This is a genomic window from Candidatus Binatia bacterium (assembly GCA_026415395.1).
Lineage (GTDB): Bacteria > Desulfobacterota > Binatia > HRBIN30 > HRBIN30 > HRBIN30.
In genome coordinates this window covers 50,705-70,113 of the sequence record JAOAHD010000021.1, presented here as the reverse complement: position 1 = coordinate 70,113, position 19,409 = coordinate 50,705, and the positions used below count along the sequence as shown (strand labels likewise).

Below are 19,409 nucleotides of genomic sequence, written 5' to 3'. Positions count from 1 at the left end.
CTGCGCTAACCCCTGCGCCGCCAATACCCGCGTAATCGCCGCCGTCAACGTCGTCTTCCCATGATCTATGTGCCCAATCGTCCCCACATTCACATGCGGCTTCTTCCGCTCAAACTTCTGCTTCGCCATCACTGTCTCCTTGACTTGAAACGTTTGAAAGTCCCGAAGGGAATCGTCTCGAAAACCCCACCTCCCAGGCAAGCCCAGGAGCGGAATCGAACCGCCGACCTCCTCCTTACCAAGGAGGTGCTCTAACCAACTGAGCTACCTGGGCAGCAAACGCCTCCGCAGCGGCACCGAAACAAACGGAAAGAGCGGGAAACGGGATTCGAACCCGCGACCCTCAGCTTGGAAGGCTGATGCTCTGCCAACTGAGCTACTCCCGCCTGTTCCTACCATGACGCGTTCTATTTCCCGCTGTGCTTCTGACGAACTTTGAAAGCTAGCATGGAGAGGGGAGGATTCGAACCTCCGAAGGCTAACGCCGGCAGATTTACAGTCTGCTCCCTTTGGCCACTCGGGTACCTCTCCCTGAGCATCGAGAGCCGATGGCCAGACTCGAACTGGCAACCTACTGATTACAAGTCAGTTGCTCTTCCAGTTGAGCTACATCGGCCTCCTTGTTCCAAATGCATCCTCAAATCCGGACCTCCTGACACCACGCCTGGCTCTGGAAAATGCAAAGCGACCTGTGTATCCGACACACTCTCAGGTGTCAAGACCACGGCTGGTAGTCCTTAGACCACCAAAAGCACGCGATGCTCATGGCCACCGCAAGATTGAGCGACTCTACCCGTGGGTCCGTGGGAATGCGCACCGTTTGATCCACGCTTTCGTGGACCAGCCGGGACAGCCCCTCCTCACCTCCCACGACTAGAGCGAGCCGTGAGGGCAAGGAGGATCGGAACAAGTTCGCTTCTGCACGCTGATCTAACGCCACAACCCAAAAGTCCATGGCACGAATGCTGTCCAGTGCCCGCCTGACGTTAACCACCCGCGCAATCGGCAGATGAGCACACGCACCCGCGGCTGCTACTTCGACAGCAGGAGTTACCTGTGCTGCGCGATCCTTTGGAATCACGACCCCACGAGATCCCGCAGCAAGTGCTGCTCGCACAGCTGCCCCCAAATTCCGGGGATCAAAAACGTGGTCGAGAACGACGATGAGCCCCGCACCGTCCTCATCCAGCAGCTCCTCTAAGTCCCGGTAGGGAAACGGCTTGAGCTTCGCACGGGCTCCTGATTGGAGGAGATCTCCGCCCATTCCGCCAGTAGCCCTAGCAATCGCGCGAACACGCACCCCTTTGGCCTCCGCGCGTTGAACCAAGTGCTCCACCTTCGGGTACACCGGCAATACTACTTGCAGTTCGGCGATTCGCGAAGGCCAAGCGTCAAGCCACGCATCCAATGCGTGACCAGGGTAGAGCCAATACGGCTCCTCCGCTCTTGGGTTTCCTTTACGATGGGAGCGGGCTAACGTTTTTGGGTCGTGGCGCTCTTTCAAAAATATGTCTTCCGGCAGCTTCTCTTTCCGACCATAGCAAGCATTACGCTCTCGGCCGCTCTCTTACTGGTTGGCCGGTTGGTAAAGATAATGAGCTTATTAATCAACCGCGGCTTAGGCTTAGCCGAAGTTACCTATCTTCTCCTATTACTCGCTCCCTCGTTTCTTGAATACTCTGTTCCAATGGGCGCCATGCTCGGCACGTTTCTAGCGCTAGGTCGCATGACCTCAGACGGCGAGCTCCTCGGCGCGCAAGCGAGTGGGCTGAATCCGAGGCTGCTTTTACGACCTCTGTTGCTCCTCGGCGCATTCGCAGCTTTGTGTACATCCGTAATTTCGTTAGGGCTCCGCCCCCTGACACGCCAAGCAACCACAGAATACTTCACGACCCTATCACTCAGTCGAGCGACGGCTGCAATCGAGGAGCAAGTATTTTTTAACCAGATTCCCGGTCTCGTTCTCTATGCAGAACAGATTCGTGACCGAGGAAAAACGCTCCTTGGGGTGTTCGTTGTTGACCAACGGACGCCAGGGAGGTGGACAGCGATTACCGCAAAAAATGGCTACATCGTCTCGGCTGACGGTTCCGCCCAACCCGGTACCATACTACGCTTGGAAGATGGCACCGTGTTTAATTGGAAGGGTCGTACTGAGGCCTACGAATTCAGCACATTTGAGACGTTTGATTGGAATCTCTCTGAGGCCATGAACCAAGCAACCTCTAGCTCAACCCTCGCCAACATCGACCTAAAATCGACACAATCTCTGGATTTACTGGACAGCATTCGTAAACAGCCGTGGGATAAAACCACTCCGACACGGGCCCTAGAGCTCAGCAGCCGTTTTGCACTCCCGGCAAGCTGCTTTGTACTTGTCCTTCTGGCACTCACTTGTTCGCTGCGGTGGCAACTCTCGCCAACGGCTGGAATCGCCATATCCACCCTTTGCTTCTTGACCTACTACACCTTGAGTGGCGTGGCAGAGTCGGTTGCTGAGCAGGGGATCTCGTGGCCACTGGCAGCGAGTATCGCTTGGCTACCGAACTTGGCACTCAGTGCCGGATACGTCTTTCTCGGGCCTGCCAGCGGAAACATCCGTACATGCATTGCAGCCGCTCTGGCTAGGGGACGACAGGGCCTCACACGCAAAGAGCTGGCATCGCTCAACAGGCACACCTATCGAAGCTAAGCCGGCAGTCAGAGTGAAGTTTAGGGACTCCCTCGTTGAGTGCCGCTACATATTGCCTGTCTGGTGGAATGGACCTTGCAGCTCGCCTGCGAGCCAATAGATGTTACAGGTCACCTAAGATGAGTTTACTTGTTCGCAAGCACCACCCGTTGCGGAGCGCCGGGCGCGGCTCTGCGCCTAGAACGTCAAGAGCGTTTCTCACCTGCCGAGATCAAGCCAACGCTCTGCCCGTGAGCGGCTCGCTAGGCTGATGATGGGGTCTACGATCTTCAAACTACTAGTCGTTGAATATTTCGCGGCTCTGTTCGTGACCCTGCTCGGAGCCTCGATCTTGTACATCGTGGTCGATCTAATCGAGCGCCTAGGCGTGATTCTGCAACACGACGTCACCGTATCCACAGTTGGTTGGTATTTCCTTTACAAACTTCCTCTCGTCGTCCATCAAACGATCCCCGCAGCTGCGAGTATTGCCGTCGTCCTCGCGCTGATTCGCCACCGGCGCCATCGCGAAATTGTTGCGCTCATGAGTGCAGGGTTGAGTCCTGGGCGCATCGCTCAGCCCTTCTTAACCGCCACAACCCTACTCTGCTTCGGCAACCTCCTCTTCGCCGAATTCATCGTGCCCCCTAGCACTCGTGCTGCACAAGAAATCAACCTTCGCGACATCAAGAAGCGCGACCGCAAAAAGATCATTGCCGAGCGAGAGATCTGGCTCCGGGGCCCGCAAGGGATTTACCACGTTTCCTACGTTGATCGTTCCAACCAAACCCTTCTCGGGGTTACTCTATATGAGTTCGCGAGCGATTTCTCACTCTTGCGGATCCGCTACTTTCCGGAGGTCCGTTGGACGGGAACAGAATGGACTGTTTCACGCGAACAAAGCCGTGTGCTCTTTTCCAGGACCGAGGGTCATGGCGCAGCGGCTGAAGGCGAGATCTACCTCAAATTACCCACTCGGTTCGAGGAATTCGCGGAGGTTCAAAGAGAACCGGAAGAACTGTCTCTCGCCGATCTATGGCGGCAATACACTACGCTAAGAAGCCTCGGCCTACCTGCAACGCGAATCTCCGTGGAGTTTTACTTGAGAACTGCCCTTCCCTTCGCTCCACTAGTACTCGTACTCGCTCTTTTGCCACTGCATATCCAAGCAAGGCAGCCCACACAGTTTGCTACCAGTGTGGCCGCAAGTGCGTTAATTGGGTTCGGTTATTGGCTCATGACCGGTGCCGCCTCGTCTCTGGGCCATGCCGGGGCACTCCCAGCACCGGTTGCCGCTTGGCTAACAAACCTAACCTACGCAGGAGCCGGTCTTGCTTTTCTGATACGATAAAGGATAGTTTGTTTCCTTCATCGTCAGCGGTGCTTCACCGCTTAGAGTACTGAGGACGTTTCCTCGCCTTGTGGCGACCGTACTTCTTCCGCTCTACCTCGCGGGGGTCTCGCCTGATGAAGCCTGCTTTCTTTAAAGCTGGGCGAAGATCGTGATTGTAAGCAAGCAAAGCCCGTGTCACACCGTGTCGAACTGCCTCGGCCTGTGCCGCCAGACCTCCTCCCCGCACATTCGCAATCACGTCAAACTGCCCCGCAGTCTCGGTTAACTCAAATGGCTGCAAGATAATCATTCGGGATGTCGGGCGGGGAAAGTACTGCTCCCACGGCCGCCCGTTGACAACCACGCTACCTTGCCCCGGAACCAATAGGACTCGGGCAACCGCGGTTTTCCGCCGACCTGTTGCCGCATAACGCTCCAAGTCGCTCATTGCACCACCTTCTTTTTTACAGCCACCGCCAAGGGCACAGGTTTCTGCGCCTCATGAGGGTGGGTCGGACCAGCATAAATTTTCACCTTCGAGGCCAACTGGTGCCCCAAGCGGTTTTTCGGCAACATCCCCTCAATGGCACAACGCAACATCTCCTCCGGCTTGAGCAGCTTCTGTTCCAGCGCTGTTCGCACCCGCACGCCACCTGGATAACCGGTGTGTCGCACATACTCTTTCTTGCGCCACTTCCCCCCAGTCAGTCGAACCTCTCCCGCGTTGATTATGACTACAAAATCCCCGGCATCAGTCCACGGCTGAAAAATGGGTTTATGCTTCCCTCGCACGAGCTGGGCTGCCAAGCTCGCCACACGGCCCAATATTTGGTCTTTGGCGTCGATCAGGACCCAGCCCCTTTGCGCTAACGCTGTCTCTTCCGAAACCACCATGGTCTTGCGCATAAACCATCTATCCTTCTTCTAGAGCGTCTTTTTTGCGGCAACATCTTAAGATGGAAAACGGGGTGGACGGGACTTGAACCCGCGACCTCCGACGTGACAGGCCGGCGTTCTAACCGTGCTGAACTACCACCCCAAATAGCCATTCCGCAAACATTCACCCCAGCTCAACCTGGGCGGTATCCGATTTGAACGGATGACCCCCGGCTTGTAAGGCCGATGCTCTCCCGCTGAGCTAACCGCCCGCATCACCCAGACCGCAGCCCGTCCGGATTCCCAAAACGCCGTGCCAAACTCAGGTCGGTTCCTTATGTGGCTGCGTTGAGCGAATCTCGCAACTGTTTCCCTGCTTTAAACTTTGCCGAACGGGATGCGGCAATCTCAATCGTCTCTCCAGTTTTCGGATTTCTACCTGTTCTCGCCTTTCTTGTTGAAACTGCAAAAGTCCCAAATCCTGAGATATTCACCTTCTCGCCCTGGCGCAAAGCTGCAACAATGTCATCAAAGAGAACGTTAACGACCTTCTCTGCCAACGCGCGAGGAAGGTCAACCTTGCTTGCAACCGACTCAATCAACTCCGCCTTTGTCATGAGCACTCCCGTAAACGCAAGGCCACCTTCCTTAATGAGCCATGTTCGACCTGTCAAGAAATTGCGCCGACCGTCAACACCGCATCCGCGGGCCCCGGACGAATTCCGGATGACTCTCCTCCCTGTGACCACTCCCCGCTTAGGAAACTTTCCGGCTCTTCCAACACGAGGGCCTGGCGTAAAACCTCGTCCATGTGATGGACCAGCCGTAATTCCACAGAACGAAGAACTTGCGGCGGGATCTCCCGTGTATCTTTCTCGTTCTCGCTCGGGATCAAAACTACTCTGATCCCCGCGCGATGTGCGGCAAGCACTTTTTCCTTTAATCCTCCAATGGGGAGCACTCGACCCCGAAGCGTGACTTCGCCCGTCATCGCCACATCATTGCGAACGGGTATTTTCGTCAGCGCAGACACCATTGCAGTCGCCATCGTAATACCTGCAGAAGGCCCGTCCTTCGGAGTCGCTCCCTCTGGAACATGGATGTGAACATCCACGTTCTGGTAAAAGTCACTCGCCAGCCCAAGCTCGATCGCTCTGGATCGAACATAACTCATCGCCGCATGAGCAGATTCCTGCATCACATCACCAAGCCGACCCGTAATGATGAGCTTACCCTTCCCGGGCATGACAGTGACTTCGATTGCCAACAACTCACCGCCGAACTCCGTCCATGCCAGCCCGGTGGCAACTCCGATCCGTTGCTGGTCATCAACCTTGTTCAAACGATACTTCGGCGGTCCCAAAAATCGATGAAGATTCTTTGCCGTTACGACCACCTTGGCCTTACGGCTCGACCGCAACACTTCCACAGCGGCCTTTCGGCAGATTGTCGCGATCTCTCGCTCCAACCCACGCACGCCAGCTTCCTTTGTGTAATGGTGGATAATCCCCAAAAGCGCGTTGTCAGAGACTTCCAGGTTTTCCTCCGAGAGCCCGTTCGCCTCGCGCTGCTTCGGAACGAGATACTTCCTTGCAATGTTTAGCTTCTCAATATCCGTGTATCCCGGTATCCGGATCACCTCCATGCGATCCTGCAGCGGCCGCGGAATTCGCTCTAACGTGTTCGCTGTCGTAATGAACATGACTCGGGATAGGTCATAGTCGACATCCAGATAATGATCATTGAACGCCGAATTCTGCTCTGGATCGAGAACCTCGAGCAGCGCCGACGAGGGGTCACCACGAAAGTCCGTCGACATCTTATCGACTTCATCGAGCAGAAAAACCGGGTTGCACGACCCAGCTTTCTTCATGCTCTGAATAATCTTTCCAGGCAAAGCTCCGATGTATGTGCGTCGGTGCCCACGAATCTCCGCCTCGTCGCGCACACCACCTAACGATACACGGACAAACTTTCGCCCCGTCGCTCTGGCGATCGACTTCCCCAGCGAGGTCTTCCCAACCCCGGGCGGGCCCACCAAGCACAAGATGGGACCTTTATTTGTCTGCCCAACCAACGCCTGCACTGCGAGGTACTCGAGAATCCGCTCCTTGACTTTTTCTAAACCGTAATGGTCCTCCTCCAAAACCCTCTCCGCCTCGGCGATGTCCAGCTTATCTTCCGTGTACTCGTGCCACGGGAGAGATAAGATCCAATCGATGTAATTTCGCACCACAGTGGCCTCGGCGGACATCGGCGACATCATTTTGAGCTTCTTCAGCTCACGCTCTACCTTATCGCGCGCCTCCGCAGATAGCTTCTTTTGCTTAATCTTCTCCTCCAACTCCTGGATCTCGGTGCGAAACTCGTCCTTTTCGCCAAGTTCTTTCTGAATCGCACGCATTTGCTCGTTCAGGTAATACTCCTTTTGGCTCTTCTCCATCTGTTTCTTGACACGCGTGCGGATCCGTTTCTCGACCTCCAAGATCTCAATTTCCGAACGAAGCAGGCCCAAAACCTTTTCCAGCCGTTCCGCTGGGTCCGTCGTTTCGAGCAAACTCTGCTTGTCTTCTAACTTCACCCCGAGATGGGCCACGATCGTATCCGCTAAACGCGACGGATCATCGATCGACGAGATGGAACTGAACATCTCTGGCGGGATCTTCTTGTTGTACTTTAGGTATACTTCAAACGTCGAAATCACCGAGCGTAACAGCGCTTCAATTTCGGTGCTCTTTTCCCACCGTTCCTCGATCTCCTCGACCTCTACAAGCAAAAAGTCCGACTGGGGCAAAAAGCGCTGAATGCGCGCGCGCCGCTTTCCCTCAATCAAGACTTTCACGGTGCCATCGGGCAATCGAAGCATTTGCACGATGGAGCCAACCGTGCCCATAGGATAGATGTCGTTTTCCGATGGATCGTTCGTTTTCGCATCACGTTGCGCGGCCAAGAGGATAAGTTTTGACCCACCCATCGCCTCTTCCAGGGCTCGGATCGACTTTTGGCGGCCAACGAATAGCGGCACGACCATGTGCGGGAACACGATGATGTCGCGCAACGGCAACAGCGGGACACGCGTCATTGGTGGGCCGTCCTTCTTATCACTACGAAAAAGCATACTCGATTGAACCTTACCTCAGGCTGTCTCCGCCGCCTTTTGATACAAAACAATGGGAGGCTCGCCTTTCGTAATCACCTCCTCGGAAATCAGGACTTCCTTGATCGCTGGCTGCGAGGGGATCTCGTACATAATGTCCAACATCGTATTCTCAAGAATAGCTCGGAGACCTCGCGCCCCCGACTTGCGCTTCAACGCCTCGCGTGCAATCGCCACAAGAGCTCCGTCCGTAAACTTCAGGTGCACACCCTCCATTTCAAACAGCTTCTGATACTGCCTTACGAGGGCGTTCTTCGGTTCCTTCAGGATGCGGACCAGGTCCTGCTCCCCCAGCTCCTCCAACGTCGCTATCACTGGAAGGCGCCCTACGAATTCGGGGATCAATCCAAACTTAAGTAAATCTTCTGTCTGCACCTCATGCAGCAACTCACTCACGCTCTTTTCATCCCTCCGGCGGACATCTGCCCCAAATCCTAAACCCTTCATGCCGATCCGACGCCGAATAATCTCCTCAAGACCGACAAAAGCTCCACCACAGATGAACAAGATGTTTGTCGTGTCGACTTGCAGAAACTCCTGTTGAGGATGCTTGCGCCCGCCTTTTGGAGGTACACTGGCTGTCGTACCCTCGATGATCTTGAGCAGTGCCTGCTGAACACCCTCACCGGAAACGTCGCGGGTAATTGAAGGGTTGTCACCTTTTCTTGAAATCTTGTCGATCTCGTCAATGTAAACGATTCCTCGCTGAGCTTTCTCCACGTCGTAGTCGGCATTCTGGAGCAAGCTTAGGATGATGTTTTCCACGTCCTCGCCGACGTACCCGGCCTCAGTTAAGCTGGTCGCATCTGCTATTGTGAATGGAACCTGAAGAAACCGGGCCAAGGTCTGCGCCAGAAGCGTCTTACCGGAGCCCGTTGGACCGATCAGCAATATGTTCGACTTCTGCAGCTCGACATCACCACTGACAAACTGGCTATCGATCCGCTTATAGTGGTTGTGTACGGCAACGGCCAACACCTTCTTTGCTCGTTCTTGCCCGATCACGTACTGGTCCAACACGCGCTTAATATCAGCTGGCTTCGGTACGGATGAGGAGGAAACCAGGCCCTCTTCATGGTCACACTCCTCCGCGATAATGTCGTTGCAAAGGTCAATACACTCATCGCAGATATAGACTGTTGGACCGGCAATAAGCTTACGGACCTCGTCTTGGCTCTTCCCGCAAAAAGAACAGACTAAATTTCCATTCCGGTCGTCGTGCTTTGCCATAGTAACCTCACACCCGCATGTTCGACCTGCGTACCATCACCTCATCTGCGATACCATACTCGACCGCCTGGTGACTCGTTAAGAACAAATCGCGGTCCGTATCCCTCTCGATCCGTTTCAAGCTTTGTCCGGTGTGCTTCACCAGGATTTGATTTAGCTGTTCACGGATTCGCAAGATCTCGCGCGCCTGGATATCAATATCTGCAGCCGCACCACCAATGCCCCCGAGGGGCTGGTGTATCATCACGCGGGCGTGCGGCAAAATAAACCGTTTACCCTTCGCTCCCGCTGCCAAAAGCCACGCGGCCATACTCGCTGCCTGCCCAACACAATACGTGGCAACATCGGGGCGAATGTACTGCATCGTGTCGTAGATCGCTAAGCCAGCAGTAACCGACCCGCCCGGCGAGTTGATGTAGAACATGATCTCTCGCTCCGGGTCTTCCGACTCCAGGAATAGCATCTGAGCGATCACCAGGTTCGCAACGTCGTCTGTGATGGGGCAGCCGAGGAACACAATACGTTCCTTCAGGAGCCGTGAGTAGATATCGTATGCACGTTCCCCTCGCCCTGTTTGTTCCACAACGATCGGAACCAAATTCATAACTTCTGCGTACACCGGAAACGCCATGGATGCTAGCCGTTTCCCTCCTGGTCAGCAATCTGGGTGTCTTCCGCTCGCTCTCGGATGTCTTGCTCTCGAATCTGAGCGCGCTGCCTCACCAACTCCAGCGCGCGTTGGCTAAGGAGTTCCCGTTTCAACTCCTCGCGCTGGGCAGGAGCCGAATAATACGCTCGAACACGGGCAGCCTCCTCACCCGAGCGTTCTGCCAAACGATCGATGAACTCTTCTAACTCAGTTTCAGTGACCTGCAGTCCCTCTTGCTCGGCCAGCGCCAGAAGTAAAATGTCTGAGGCCACCCGGATGTACGCCTCTCGCTGCAACGCGTCCGCAACATCGGGATTGCGCTGTAAAAAGTTTTCGAATCTCTCCGGCGGAAGCCGCACGTTGGTCAGGTAACGCTTTACAAGTAACTCAGTCTCTCGTCGTAAAAGACTCGGCGGCACACGAACACTGGCGTTGGCCTCTGCTAATGCTAGTCGCAAGCGGCTTCGAAGCAGCAACTCCCTTTCCCGCTCCATTCTCGCCCTGAGCTGCACGCGAATTTCCGACCGCAAGTCCTCCAACGTCTCACTACTCGTGCTCACCGTCTTCGCAAAATCATCATCAAGCGTAGGGATCCTACGCTCGTAAATGGCATCAACCCGCACGCGCTCCCGCTGGGAGCGGAGCTCCTCGTCTTCAGCAGACGCACGCTGCGGCGAAGAAGAGTCCAGAGAGATTTCAACGCATTCCCCAACCCTACTCCCCAACAACTGACTCAACGGCCTCTTCGGGTCCGCGTCATGGAGCCAAAAAAGTCTCTTACGCGGCGCCACACCCCTGCGGTCACGCGAATCCAGGAAGGTAACCTCAACCACATCACCTGCCTGAATTGGCCTCGACTCCTCTACCGGAATCAGCGTCGTGTGCTGCGTTTGCAAGTGACCCAAAACCGCTTCCACCTCCTCCTCAGTTACTTGCATGGGTGGGAGCTCAATCTCCAAACCCGCGTACTCAACTTTTCCTATATCTGGTAAGACCTCCACGAGCGCGGAGTACACTAACGGCTCACCCGGCTTCAGTGACACCTGCTCAAGTTCGAAAGCACCCGTCGGGCGGAACTTCTTGCCCTTGATCGCCTGCGCAAATGACTCAGAGACAAGCTCCCTCTGCACCGCATCCCGAACCAAGGGCCAAAATCGCTTCTCGAGTAGCTCCTTCGGCACTCGCCCGGGGCGAAATCCGGGAACTCGCGCGGTGCGCGCGAGGGATGCAAATTCACCCTGAATTGCTGCATCGACCCGCTCTGCTGGGATCTTCACCTTCACACGCACGTGGACCGGATCGATTTCCTCGATCGAACAAGTCAACTGCTGGTCCTGAGCATCTTTTCTACGAGCCTCTTGCATCGTCGCCAAAGCCTTACTTTTTCCTCGCACCCAAAGCAGCCGTCCAACTGAGTTTCAATCGCCCACATGCGCCGCGTTCTCCTCAGCCGCTACAAGTCGAACTCTGTAATCTCAAATCAAGACGACGATTCGACCGGTTGTCGCGCCCGCGAGGCACTACGATCGCATCACGACAAAACTTATACGGCGAACCGCTTCATCATGCCTGCCACTGCGAGAGGGGGGACTCGAACCCCCACGGGACCAAGCCCACTAGATCCTAAGTCTAGCGCGTCTGCCAATTCCGCCACTCTCGCACAACGCTCAGTGCCACCCTGATGGGCTGACTCGACTCAAACCGAGAAGCACCGCGCCCACCGTTATGATGCTTGGTTAGCAAACGTCTTGAGAACCACGCAAGAAAAAATAATTCGCCAGCGGCTACTGGCCGAGATCCGTGGTTGGCTCGTCTCGCCAACCATTTCAACACAGCTCTCTTTAACAGAATATATCGGCTACTTGCATCGCACCACGAGTACTCGAGTCCCCCGCAGGATAGCGGGATCGTGGCTAGGAAGCACAAAGAGGCGGCAGCTTGGACCATGCCCCCGTGCCGACGCACTTGATTTGCGCAGCTAGAGCCGAAAGGCTATCTGAGCTTCTCCTTTCGGTTGATCCTATGGAGAGGTGCGTGAGCCCGGTTGAAACGGCACGACTCGAAATCGTGTGACCCGCAAGGGTCCGGGGGTTCGAATCCCCCCCTCTCCGCCTCACAAGCTCTGCCGCAGCATCATCAACCAGCAACAACTCGATTTCGCTCAGCAACCACTCGATTTCGCTTGCGCTTTCGGTTCATCCGGACATGCGTAACGCTCCGCACGTTCCGCCGGACACGAGGGATGAGATCACGGGGGGACGCGCCATTCCCCCGAAGCGTCACTAATCGTTTCCGGAGCGCGTCAGCATCAAGGCCAAACACGTCGCAGAGGACCAAAAACGAGAACGGGGACCGACGGCACGGGGAAAAGAGCCAATGCTCAGCTTCCATCGATAACAAGCGTGACCGGCTTAGGAACGCTCGAAGACCGTCCTCCAACACCGCCAACATCAACGCACGAACACCCGTCACGTCGGCAGCAGAGAGGCCCCCTTCTTCTAGAGCACCCTCGTGCATGTTGCCCAAGCTCGCACACCCGCTCTCAACTTCGTAAGCAGTGAAAACTGTCACGGCCTAGTCCCTCCCTCAGCGTCGCCTCGTAGATCACCCGCTATTTATCCGGACGGACTAGAAAAGGTCGTGCCAACCGCAACTTAAAAAAAAATCACCCGTGGGATCACAACCTAAGGGTGCTGCCGTGACCGCCCTGCAATACCTCTTGCAAGACCGCAAGAGCACTGCGTCACTAGAATCCTTCCTCTCGGTCGAGAGCGCGCCTTGCAACGCGTTGCTTCCAACCTTTAGGTCGCGCTACCGCACCGGCCACGCTGCTTGCGGCAGCAGTTGCTCTCCATCCGTGCGTTTGGAAGCCACGTTGACGCCTGCCACTGCTCTACTTCTCTCAAGAACGGTTCTGGAGCACGGCGGCCGCACTGCAGGCAGCGGCGTACGGGTTCTCCGTTCTCGAGGTCAAGAAACGTCAAAATCTCGGCCCCGCAAGACGCGCACGACACGACGAAAAATCCGTTCAGAATCGAAGACGGTTGCGTCGAACCCATGGTCCCAAACAACGTAACCGAAAACCGAACCGTAATACAACTCTCGGGTCACGCTCCGTGATCTACGCGCTAGTCGCGCCCCGCAACGCCGGCTCGAGGGGAAAGCGCGACTGGAGAACGTGGGCACAGCAGACTACCTTTGCTGCCACAATGAAGGGAACCCATCGTATCCTCATAGCGTTGGGAATGGTTGTCGCGCTCCTTTCTCTTCCAGGGCTGGTCGAGCACACTGCGAAGGCATTCACCGAGGAGACCGAGTCGGGACGCGAGTTAGATGAAGGACTGCCACCTCCAAGCAAGACGTCCCGCTTCCGAATGTGGCAACCCCCCGGTACGGGTTACGACTACGAAAAGACACGCCGCTTCTGGCGTAACTACAAGCCGCCTCGGCACCGCGAGCCCCCGCGCGAGCGCCCCAAGGAGTACCTCGACACCGAGTAAACGCCCAGATGGCTGGCACCTGAAGTGGTCAGCCTCCGACGAACTGCTCCATCCAGGCGCTCAGCGTGAACCTTCGCTATAAAGTTCTTCCACCCACCTGCTTAAAGCTTCGAGAAACTGCTTTCGAAGCTGGCGCTGCCGCGGAGTCCACCTGGATAACAACTCCTCCTTGGCCTTTTCCGGATCGCCGCGCACCACAATGACCTCCTCGGGAGCCACACTTAAAAGCATCGGCGAAATCCCATCCCATTCATCGTTCACAGGGAAACCGAATTCACGCAGGGCTACCGGCCATGTAGCATCGACGTCGATCCACCTTCCATCGATGGAGACTTGGAGGTAGTCATGGACGTCAACAATTTCGTTTTTCTCGAGCATCGTTTGGAGGTGCTCGGGGAACCCGATGGCCGACTCGTTGAATCGGTGGGTGCAAAGCATGTTCCTCACCTGAAGCCCGAGGAGCCTAAATAATTCCCCCAACAAATAATGCTTACCCGAACCTGAGCCCCTACCACTCTCAAGTACCGTAATAGGATCCCGGCTCGCTGGATACGCGTATGGAATCTCGCGAATTCTCTCAAACAGCTGAATTCGCGCCTCCACGGGCCCAAGCCCCGAGGTCCAATCCTCCAGAGTTTTCCGCAATACCTCATCCTTGGTCATAGGCCAACCAGTACGTTGAGAGATTCGAGCGCGACGGAGTTTCGATTCACTGGCGACGGAGCCACTCACCGCTTTTGCTTGTTGTGCGCGTAGATCACAACTCCACTGCGTAGCGGAGTGCGTCTGCGGGCGTGTTGACGTTTCGAAAAGCTTCTTCCGATCCGGGAACCGCACGCATTTCTTCCTCATCCACGTATCTAACCGTAATTCGGGAGAGTAGCGATCTCAGGCCATAGGAGCCGGAGGTCAGCAGTGATCCCGCCAAGTCCACCAGTCTTGTTGCGTAAAATGCGTGCAATGGCTCAACGTCCCCTTCCCAAACGGGCACCACGGCATCGAAGCCCCTGGTAAGCGAGTGAAGAAAAGTGATCGGCTCTCGCCTTAGGAACGGCATGTCGCATGCCACGACAAAGCAGTAGGGGTAACGAGCCCGGGCAAGCCCGGCATGGAAACCAGCCAATGGCCCCTTGCCTAGGAAGACGTCTCGCGTCAAATGGACACCGCACAAGCGAGCGTACTTCTCAGGGTTGTTTGTCACCACGATGATCTCTTCAAACAACTCCTGGAGAAGCCCAACGGTGCGTTCTATGGCAGGCTTTCCGCCCACGCGCATGAATGCCTTGTCCAACCCACCCATCCGGCTGCTGCGGCCCCCAGCCAGAATTACCGCGCTAACGCAACTAATGCGCATGCTACCCCTGCGGCTGTGAATCCCTTGGATCGCCAGATGGTGGGAACCATACGGCGGCGCACGAGAGCAGTCAAGTACAACACCCCCGAATCGAGTCCCCTTGATGCTGCAACTACCCGCACAGAGAACCTCGCATAGCTAAGACCGCAACGTGCCCAGGCCCCGGATCCCCGAGGGACGAAGACAGATCCGACCAAGCGAGGAGCACCGCGCCGTCGAGTGCGTAACTTTCGCTCTGCTACCGACAAGTGGTCACCATGCGTTAACTAAACGCCACTCTATTTTTCCTGCTCAGACTAGCCGTGATGGGGCTAATGTCGCTTTACCCAGTGGAACGAAGATTGCGAAGCCAGCGTATTGATGCGCTCAGCTCATGGCTTTTCGCTCGTCGAACTGGTGACGTACATCGCCATCATCGGCGTACTGCTGCTCACAGCGTTGCCTCGGATCGAACTCTTGCCGGCCCGCACAAACCAGGCCGTCGAACAATTCCTCAGCGACGTCAGGTTTGCGCGCGCCAAAGCCATTGTCACCGGTAGCCACGTCTGCGTCCATCGTGTCGCGAGCAACCGTTACCAGGTCCGACGCCTCAAACTAAGTGGGAATTCCTGGGTTCTGGATCAGGTGCTCCGCGATGTCGTTTTACCCCCGGGAGTAAGCTGGTGGATGAATACGGATACCGGGTCACATCTAAAGTTCAACACGCGGGGGCTGCAAATCGCCTTCACAGATCTGGACAACCCTTACGTCCTGTTCACGTACTTCGGCGATACAAGAGGTTCGTCCCATGCGATCTCGGTGTGGCCATCTGGTCAAGCATACAAGGAATACTGATCGTGCGAAACGCCAGCGCGGAGCTTCGTTGGCAGAGGCAATGGCCTCTCTAGGGCTGTTTGCCATCGTTCTAGCTGCGGTTGGGTCCTTTCTCACCGATCACATCCGGCGCACGACCTGGGCACACCAACGCACGTACGCCTACACACTCGCCGAGCAGGAGCTCGAAGCGATGCGAGCTGCAGACTACGACCAACTGTCCCCTAAGTCTCGGACGGAAACTGTCGGCACGACGGTGTATACGATTGCTACCACCGTCAGTAACGACGCGGCAGCACCGCAGACGAAGACAATCGCCGTCAATGTAACGTGGACCGATCCTAGAGGGCCACAGCAAGTAACGGTTTCTACGGCTTATGCGAAAATACGCCGCTAACCAGAACGGCAATTCCTTGCTCGAACTACTCGTCGCAGTGACAGTTACCGTCCTCGCGGTGAGCGTGAGTTCGGGATTGCTTTCCGCCACGCGGCGAACCGCAACCCAACAAGAACTCTTAACTGACGCCTCCATCAACCTCCGTGCTGTACTGGATACTTTAATCCGCGACATCCGTCTGGCAGGGGCCTGTCTCCCTGTAACTGGTGACTTTATTGCCCTGGATGGCACGAATGACGGCGACGAGGACTCCATCTGGATTCGTACGGGCCAGGTGCGCAGCGACCTGTCATGCATTCGCACGACTACCACCCAGGCCTTGCCGCGCAATAGCAACACGATCCCGGTAGAATCCGTGGACGGCTTCACTGTCGGTGGCCGAGCCTACATCAGAGGTCCGGCCGGCAGTGGAGACTACTTCACAGTCACCGCCGTCGATCAAGTAAACTCCCGCCTTACCAAAACCACAAGCTTCTCGGTGGATTACGCAGCCGGGGCGGGGGTCTACGCCATCGATGAGCGTCGCTACTTCATCAACCACTGGGCGGCCCCGTGGGGCGACACACCTGAGTTGATGCTACAGGTCGGGGTGCAGCCAGCCCAACCCTTTGCTGTTGGTGTTGAAAAACTCAGTTTTCGTTACCAGCTTCGGCGGAATTGCCCCCCCTGCGATAACGTCGATCTACCCGCCAACGAGGACGAATGGCGCCTGGTGGAGCAAGTGATCGCTGAAATCAGAGTCCGCTCTGACCGGCGTGGTCCAACTAACGCATTTCTAACGAGGGAGGCCAGCGTGAACATCAAACCACGGAACCTTCTGCCGTGAGGGGGAAGTGCATCCCATGAAATCACAAAAGGGCCTTGCGCTTCTCGGCATCTTAATCGCCTTGTTCTTCTTGTCTGCACTTGTTGCGACGCTCGCGTCAAAAGTAGTCGTGGACACCCAGCTCCAGGGATCGTTTGCCCAAAGCATCGTCGGCTTCCATGCCGCGGAGTCCGCGCTTAATCGGGGCATGGGAGAATTCAAGCAGAAGTTTCTCGATTACCAGGTTCCCGCTGGTTCTGACTTCAGCCCCCGGTCGATGACCTGGGCGAACCGCGACGTCGTCTACCAGCTTGTGGAAAAGGCTGGGAACCCCAAAAGCATCACCATCCCGGCCGGGCAGCTCTTCGCCGGCTTGAACTCGCTCGAATATGGCTACACCGTACGGGCCAAGGCGAAGAATATTGCGAACGCCGACGAAGAAGCGTCGATCGGCGCCGAGTTCCTGGTCGGTAACATTCCCCTATTTCAATTCGTTGCGTTCTATGAGCGAGATCTCGAAATTCTACCTGGGCCGAACATGAATTTGCGGGGGCGCGTCCACACAAACGGTAACCTTTACCTCGGCTCTGGAAACACCCTAATAATCGAAGATGACCCTTCTAACGGCGTGACCACTGTGCAAGTTTCTGCGCGAGGGAAGATTTTCCGCGGAAGGAAAGATCAACCCATTTGCCAAGGCACCGTGATCATCGACAAGTTGGAAGATGTGGCCGCACCACTTGGAGATCTGGATCCCTTGACGCTGCCCTGCGCGGGTAGTGCAACTTCTGAAGTCCCATCGGCAACTTTGGCACAATGGAAAGGCAGCATTGTATCAGGCATGGAGAGCATCTCTGTGCCCCAACCAGGAATCATCAGCCGGCCTCCACAGGGGACCGGCGTGTTCTGGTCGCGAGCCGATCTACGGATCGCCCTAGTTCTCAATAGTCCCGGGCAATTACCGGGAGGCCCACTGCTTCCCGCGCGCATCGAAGTACAAGATGCCAACGGGAATCAAGATGCAACGAAAACCGCTCTGCTCTGGGCTTTTATGTCTGACCCACTGACAGGCGGTGTTTATGCAAACGGAGCGCCCTCCAGCCTCACAGGCCCGCTAGCGGGAACACGACCCATTTTCTACACCGAGGTGCCCGTTACCGGTTTTCAGCTCTCGGGCGGCACGACGTGCACGTGCAGCAACACTGCGCCCAATTGCAATAACACCAACCCGTCCTGCTACCCGCAGTTGAACGCGTCAGGCACTGGTTACTCAACGACACGTTACATCGGTTGTCCAGCGGGAACAGGTGCTTGCAACAACGGGGGGCAATCCCTAAATGCGAGCCCCTTCAATCGCACGTACGGGAGCAATAATTTTGTTGGCGCGGGCGGCAGGCCGGGGATGCTCGGCGATCTCGACTACCGCCGAGGCGGCTTTTACAACTGGCGCGAAAAGAAATGGATGTACCTATTGAATGTCAACGTAGCTGACCTGCTGCAGTGGAACCGTTACCAACCGGCTGGAAGTAAGCTCTTCGATAACGGAGACACATCCGACGGTGGACTGATCTTCTATTTCACTGTGGTCGGTCCCGCCTCCGGAGCAAACGCAAACAACTACGGAGTTCGCATTTTCGGTTCCCGCAACTTGTGGTTTCCGACCAGCCCGGGGCCGGGCCAGGACCCGACCGGAATTACCGTCGTCTCCGATCAAGCCATCTACGTGCAAGGGGATTTCAATCAAGGCAACAACGCGCCATCCCCTTATGGGGCACCGGGAGCTCCATCGTCCAACTTACCGAAGCAACCCGCAGCCATCTTGGCGGACACAATCAATATTCTCTCCAATGCTTACTTCAATACCGCCGGTTGCATGAACGATTGCCAAAGTAATAAGTCGCTCACCGATGCGAGCCGCTTAGCCACAACCACTTGGGTGCACGCTGCTTTCCTTGCCGGGGTGGACGATACCCGAGCTGGCAGTTATAACGGCGGCCTCGAAAATTACCCTCGGTTTCATGAAAGCTGGTCTTCAGCAACTTTCTACTATCGGGGTTCCTTTGTTAGCTTGGGCACACCCCAACATGTGAACGGAGCCTGGTGCGGAACCGGCGGCAGCCTGACTAGCGGTTGCAATATTTACGATCCGCCCACCCGCAATTGGAACTACGACCCATTCTTCAACAATGCGGCAAACCTGCCCCCACTAACCCCTCGCTTCGTGTACGTCCAGCAAGTCCTATTTACCGAAGATTTCTTATGATTTGCTTGTTCCACCCAAATATGGGAACATTCCCCCGTGATGGCATCGGCGAAACGTTTGTTCCTGCGCCTCGGAGATCAGGTTCTGCATCTCAAGCATGAAGACTGGGGACTAGGGGTCGTTGTCGAGGAAATGACTTCGAGCCTCGAAGGGGGCACTTGCCTCGTTCGCATTGATTTCGAAGACGGCCAACGCAGAACTTTTCACAACGACCTCGACCACGACCTCTGTTGCTACTACTTCGGGGTCCGAAAGTGTAAAGGTCAAGGACCTGCTGGTGCCCGCCGACTGCGCCAATCCTAAATGCCTGGCAGCCGCTAACTCTAATCTGGGCAAGCAGGCTTCGCGGTCGACCCCTCGG

The 19,409-nt window shown here is 56.0% G+C and carries 19 protein-coding genes and 8 tRNA genes; 9 read left to right on the top strand and 18 right to left on the bottom strand.

What is annotated here, in order from left to right:
• The 6 genes from N3C12_15615 to N3C12_15590 form a co-directional block, all read right to left on the bottom strand.
• A partial coding sequence (locus N3C12_15615; GenBank protein MCX8073847.1) for a GTP-binding protein occupies positions 1-129 on the bottom strand: 129 nt, incomplete at its 3' end.
• Positions 130-200: 71 nt separating this feature from the next.
• A tRNA-Thr gene (locus N3C12_15610) sits at positions 201-274 on the bottom strand.
• 39 nt (positions 275-313) lie between these two features.
• Positions 314-386, bottom strand: a tRNA-Gly gene (locus N3C12_15605).
• Between the two features lie 62 nt (positions 387-448).
• Positions 449-531, bottom strand: a tRNA-Tyr gene (locus N3C12_15600).
• Positions 532-543: 12 nt separating this feature from the next.
• Positions 544-616, bottom strand: a tRNA-Thr gene (locus tag N3C12_15595).
• 99 nt (positions 617-715) lie between these two features.
• Positions 716-1,348, bottom strand: coding sequence for an RNA methyltransferase (locus N3C12_15590; GenBank protein ID MCX8073846.1), 633 nt, complete (start codon positions 1,346-1,348; stop codon positions 716-718).
• Positions 1,349-1,489: 141 nt separating this feature from the next.
• Here N3C12_15590 and N3C12_15585 point away from each other — a divergent pair, with 141 nt between their 5' ends.
• Both N3C12_15585 and N3C12_15580 read left to right on the top strand, forming a co-directional pair.
• Positions 1,490-2,692: an LptF/LptG family permease gene (locus tag N3C12_15585; GenBank protein MCX8073845.1), complete on the top strand. Its 1,203-nt coding sequence runs from the start codon at positions 1,490-1,492 to the stop codon at positions 2,690-2,692.
• Between the two features lie 250 nt (positions 2,693-2,942).
• On the top strand, positions 2,943-4,022 hold the full coding sequence (locus tag N3C12_15580) for an LptF/LptG family permease (GenBank protein ID MCX8073844.1): 1,080 nt from the start codon (positions 2,943-2,945) through the stop codon (positions 4,020-4,022).
• Positions 4,023-4,056: 34 nt separating this feature from the next.
• On the opposite strand, the gene rpsI is transcribed toward N3C12_15580, so the two are convergent.
• The 10 genes from rpsI to N3C12_15530 all read right to left on the bottom strand — a co-directional run bounded on the left by rpsI (position 4,057) and on the right by N3C12_15530 (position 11,576).
• Positions 4,057-4,452, bottom strand: a complete 396-nt coding sequence (gene rpsI / locus N3C12_15575; protein ID MCX8073843.1) for a 30S ribosomal protein S9 — start codon at positions 4,450-4,452, stop codon at positions 4,057-4,059.
• Positions 4,449-4,910, bottom strand: coding sequence for a 50S ribosomal protein L13 (rplM, locus tag N3C12_15570; protein MCX8073842.1), 462 nt, complete (start codon positions 4,908-4,910; stop codon positions 4,449-4,451). The genes rpsI and rplM overlap by 4 nt, the downstream gene beginning before the upstream one ends.
• 58 nt (positions 4,911-4,968) lie before the next feature.
• Positions 4,969-5,043 (bottom strand) — tRNA-Asp (locus tag N3C12_15565).
• A gap of 37 nt (positions 5,044-5,080) precedes the next feature.
• A tRNA-Val gene (locus N3C12_15560) sits at positions 5,081-5,152 on the bottom strand.
• A 63-nt stretch (positions 5,153-5,215) separates the two neighbouring features.
• Positions 5,216-5,497 carry an HU family DNA-binding protein gene (locus tag N3C12_15555; GenBank protein MCX8073841.1) on the bottom strand — a complete coding sequence of 94 codons (282 nt, stop codon included), beginning with the start codon at positions 5,495-5,497 and terminating at the stop codon, positions 5,216-5,218.
• Positions 5,498-5,550: 53 nt separating this feature from the next.
• Positions 5,551-7,998 carry an endopeptidase La gene (lon, locus tag N3C12_15550; protein MCX8073840.1) on the bottom strand — a complete coding sequence of 816 codons (2,448 nt, stop codon included), beginning with the start codon at positions 7,996-7,998 and terminating at the stop codon, positions 5,551-5,553.
• A gap of 18 nt (positions 7,999-8,016) precedes the next feature.
• On the bottom strand, positions 8,017-9,267 hold the full coding sequence (clpX, locus tag N3C12_15545; GenBank protein ID MCX8073839.1) for an ATP-dependent Clp protease ATP-binding subunit ClpX: 1,251 nt from the start codon (positions 9,265-9,267) through the stop codon (positions 8,017-8,019).
• Positions 9,268-9,274: 7 nt separating this feature from the next.
• The gene (gene clpP, locus N3C12_15540; GenBank protein ID MCX8073838.1) at positions 9,275-9,871 is read right to left on the bottom strand and encodes an ATP-dependent Clp endopeptidase proteolytic subunit ClpP; all 597 of its coding nucleotides are present in this window, start codon (positions 9,869-9,871) and stop codon (positions 9,275-9,277) included.
• A 32-nt stretch (positions 9,872-9,903) separates the two neighbouring features.
• Positions 9,904-11,280 carry a trigger factor gene (gene tig, locus N3C12_15535; protein MCX8073837.1) on the bottom strand — a complete coding sequence of 459 codons (1,377 nt, stop codon included), beginning with the start codon at positions 11,278-11,280 and terminating at the stop codon, positions 9,904-9,906.
• A gap of 212 nt (positions 11,281-11,492) precedes the next feature.
• Positions 11,493-11,576: transfer RNA gene (locus tag N3C12_15530), tRNA-Leu, on the bottom strand.
• Positions 11,577-11,940: 364 nt separating this feature from the next.
• On the opposite strand from N3C12_15530, the gene N3C12_15525 reads away from it, so the two are divergent.
• Together N3C12_15525 and N3C12_15520 are read left to right on the top strand one after the other, a co-directional pair.
• Positions 11,941-12,027: transfer RNA gene (locus N3C12_15525), tRNA-Ser, on the top strand.
• 1,098 nt (positions 12,028-13,125) lie between these two features.
• Positions 13,126-13,416 (top strand): hypothetical protein, encoded by a 291-nt coding sequence (locus N3C12_15520; GenBank protein MCX8073836.1) that lies wholly within the window; start codon positions 13,126-13,128, stop codon positions 13,414-13,416.
• A 60-nt stretch (positions 13,417-13,476) separates the two neighbouring features.
• Here N3C12_15520 and N3C12_15515 read toward each other — a convergent pair whose 3' ends face one another.
• The gene (locus N3C12_15515; GenBank protein ID MCX8073835.1) at positions 13,477-14,079 is read right to left on the bottom strand and encodes a hypothetical protein; all 603 of its coding nucleotides are present in this window, start codon (positions 14,077-14,079) and stop codon (positions 13,477-13,479) included.
• 94 nt (positions 14,080-14,173) lie between these two features.
• Positions 14,174-14,770, bottom strand: a complete 597-nt coding sequence (locus N3C12_15510; GenBank protein ID MCX8073834.1) for a molybdenum cofactor guanylyltransferase — start codon at positions 14,768-14,770, stop codon at positions 14,174-14,176.
• A 360-nt stretch (positions 14,771-15,130) separates the two neighbouring features.
• On the opposite strand from N3C12_15510, the gene N3C12_15505 reads away from it, so the two are divergent.
• From N3C12_15505 to N3C12_15485, 5 genes are read left to right on the top strand one after another with little or no spacing between them, the layout of a single operon-like run.
• Positions 15,131-15,604, top strand: a complete 474-nt coding sequence (locus N3C12_15505; GenBank protein ID MCX8073833.1) for a GspH/FimT family protein — start codon at positions 15,131-15,133, stop codon at positions 15,602-15,604.
• A 28-nt stretch (positions 15,605-15,632) separates the two neighbouring features.
• A complete protein-coding gene (locus N3C12_15500) occupies positions 15,633-15,980 on the top strand; it encodes a hypothetical protein (protein MCX8073832.1) in 348 nt (115 codons plus the stop codon).
• Entirely contained in the window at positions 15,961-16,806 is an 846-nt protein-coding gene (locus N3C12_15495; protein ID MCX8073831.1) for a hypothetical protein, read from the top strand. The genes N3C12_15500 and N3C12_15495 overlap by 20 nt, the downstream gene beginning before the upstream one ends.
• A 16-nt stretch (positions 16,807-16,822) precedes the next feature.
• Positions 16,823-19,048 (top strand): hypothetical protein, encoded by a 2,226-nt coding sequence (locus N3C12_15490; GenBank protein ID MCX8073830.1) that lies wholly within the window; start codon positions 16,823-16,825, stop codon positions 19,046-19,048.
• Positions 19,049-19,087: 39 nt separating this feature from the next.
• Entirely contained in the window at positions 19,088-19,351 is a 264-nt protein-coding gene (locus N3C12_15485; protein MCX8073829.1) for a DUF3553 domain-containing protein, read from the top strand.
• The last annotated feature ends 58 nt before the right edge of the window (positions 19,352-19,409 follow it).

Coding starts and splice junctions, on each gene's coding strand:
- N3C12_15580 (MCX8073844.1), top strand. CDS start 2,943: ATGATGGGGTCTACGATCTTCAAACTACTAGTCGTTGAATATTTCGCG.
- rpsI (MCX8073843.1), bottom strand. CDS start 4,452: ATGAGCGACTTGGAGCGTTATGCGGCAACAGGTCGGCGGAAAACCGCG.
- rplM (MCX8073842.1), bottom strand. CDS start 4,910: ATGCGCAAGACCATGGTGGTTTCGGAAGAGACAGCGTTAGCGCAAAGG.
- N3C12_15555 (MCX8073841.1), bottom strand. CDS start 5,497: ATGACAAAGGCGGAGTTGATTGAGTCGGTTGCAAGCAAGGTTGACCTT.
- lon (MCX8073840.1), bottom strand. CDS start 7,998: ATGCTTTTTCGTAGTGATAAGAAGGACGGCCCACCAATGACGCGTGTC.
- clpX (MCX8073839.1), bottom strand. CDS start 9,267: ATGGCAAAGCACGACGACCGGAATGGAAATTTAGTCTGTTCTTTTTGC.
- clpP (MCX8073838.1), bottom strand. CDS start 9,871: ATGAATTTGGTTCCGATCGTTGTGGAACAAACAGGGCGAGGGGAACGT.
- tig (MCX8073837.1), bottom strand. CDS start 11,280: ATGCAAGAGGCTCGTAGAAAAGATGCTCAGGACCAGCAGTTGACTTGT.
- N3C12_15520 (MCX8073836.1), top strand. CDS start 13,126: ATGAAGGGAACCCATCGTATCCTCATAGCGTTGGGAATGGTTGTCGCG.
- N3C12_15515 (MCX8073835.1), bottom strand. CDS start 14,079: ATGACCAAGGATGAGGTATTGCGGAAAACTCTGGAGGATTGGACCTCG.
- N3C12_15510 (MCX8073834.1), bottom strand. CDS start 14,770: ATGCGCATTAGTTGCGTTAGCGCGGTAATTCTGGCTGGGGGCCGCAGC.
- N3C12_15505 (MCX8073833.1), top strand. CDS start 15,131: ATGCGCTCAGCTCATGGCTTTTCGCTCGTCGAACTGGTGACGTACATC.
- N3C12_15495 (MCX8073831.1), top strand. CDS start 15,961: ATGCGAAAATACGCCGCTAACCAGAACGGCAATTCCTTGCTCGAACTA.
- N3C12_15490 (MCX8073830.1), top strand. CDS start 16,823: ATGAAATCACAAAAGGGCCTTGCGCTTCTCGGCATCTTAATCGCCTTG.
- N3C12_15485 (MCX8073829.1), top strand. CDS start 19,088: ATGGCATCGGCGAAACGTTTGTTCCTGCGCCTCGGAGATCAGGTTCTG.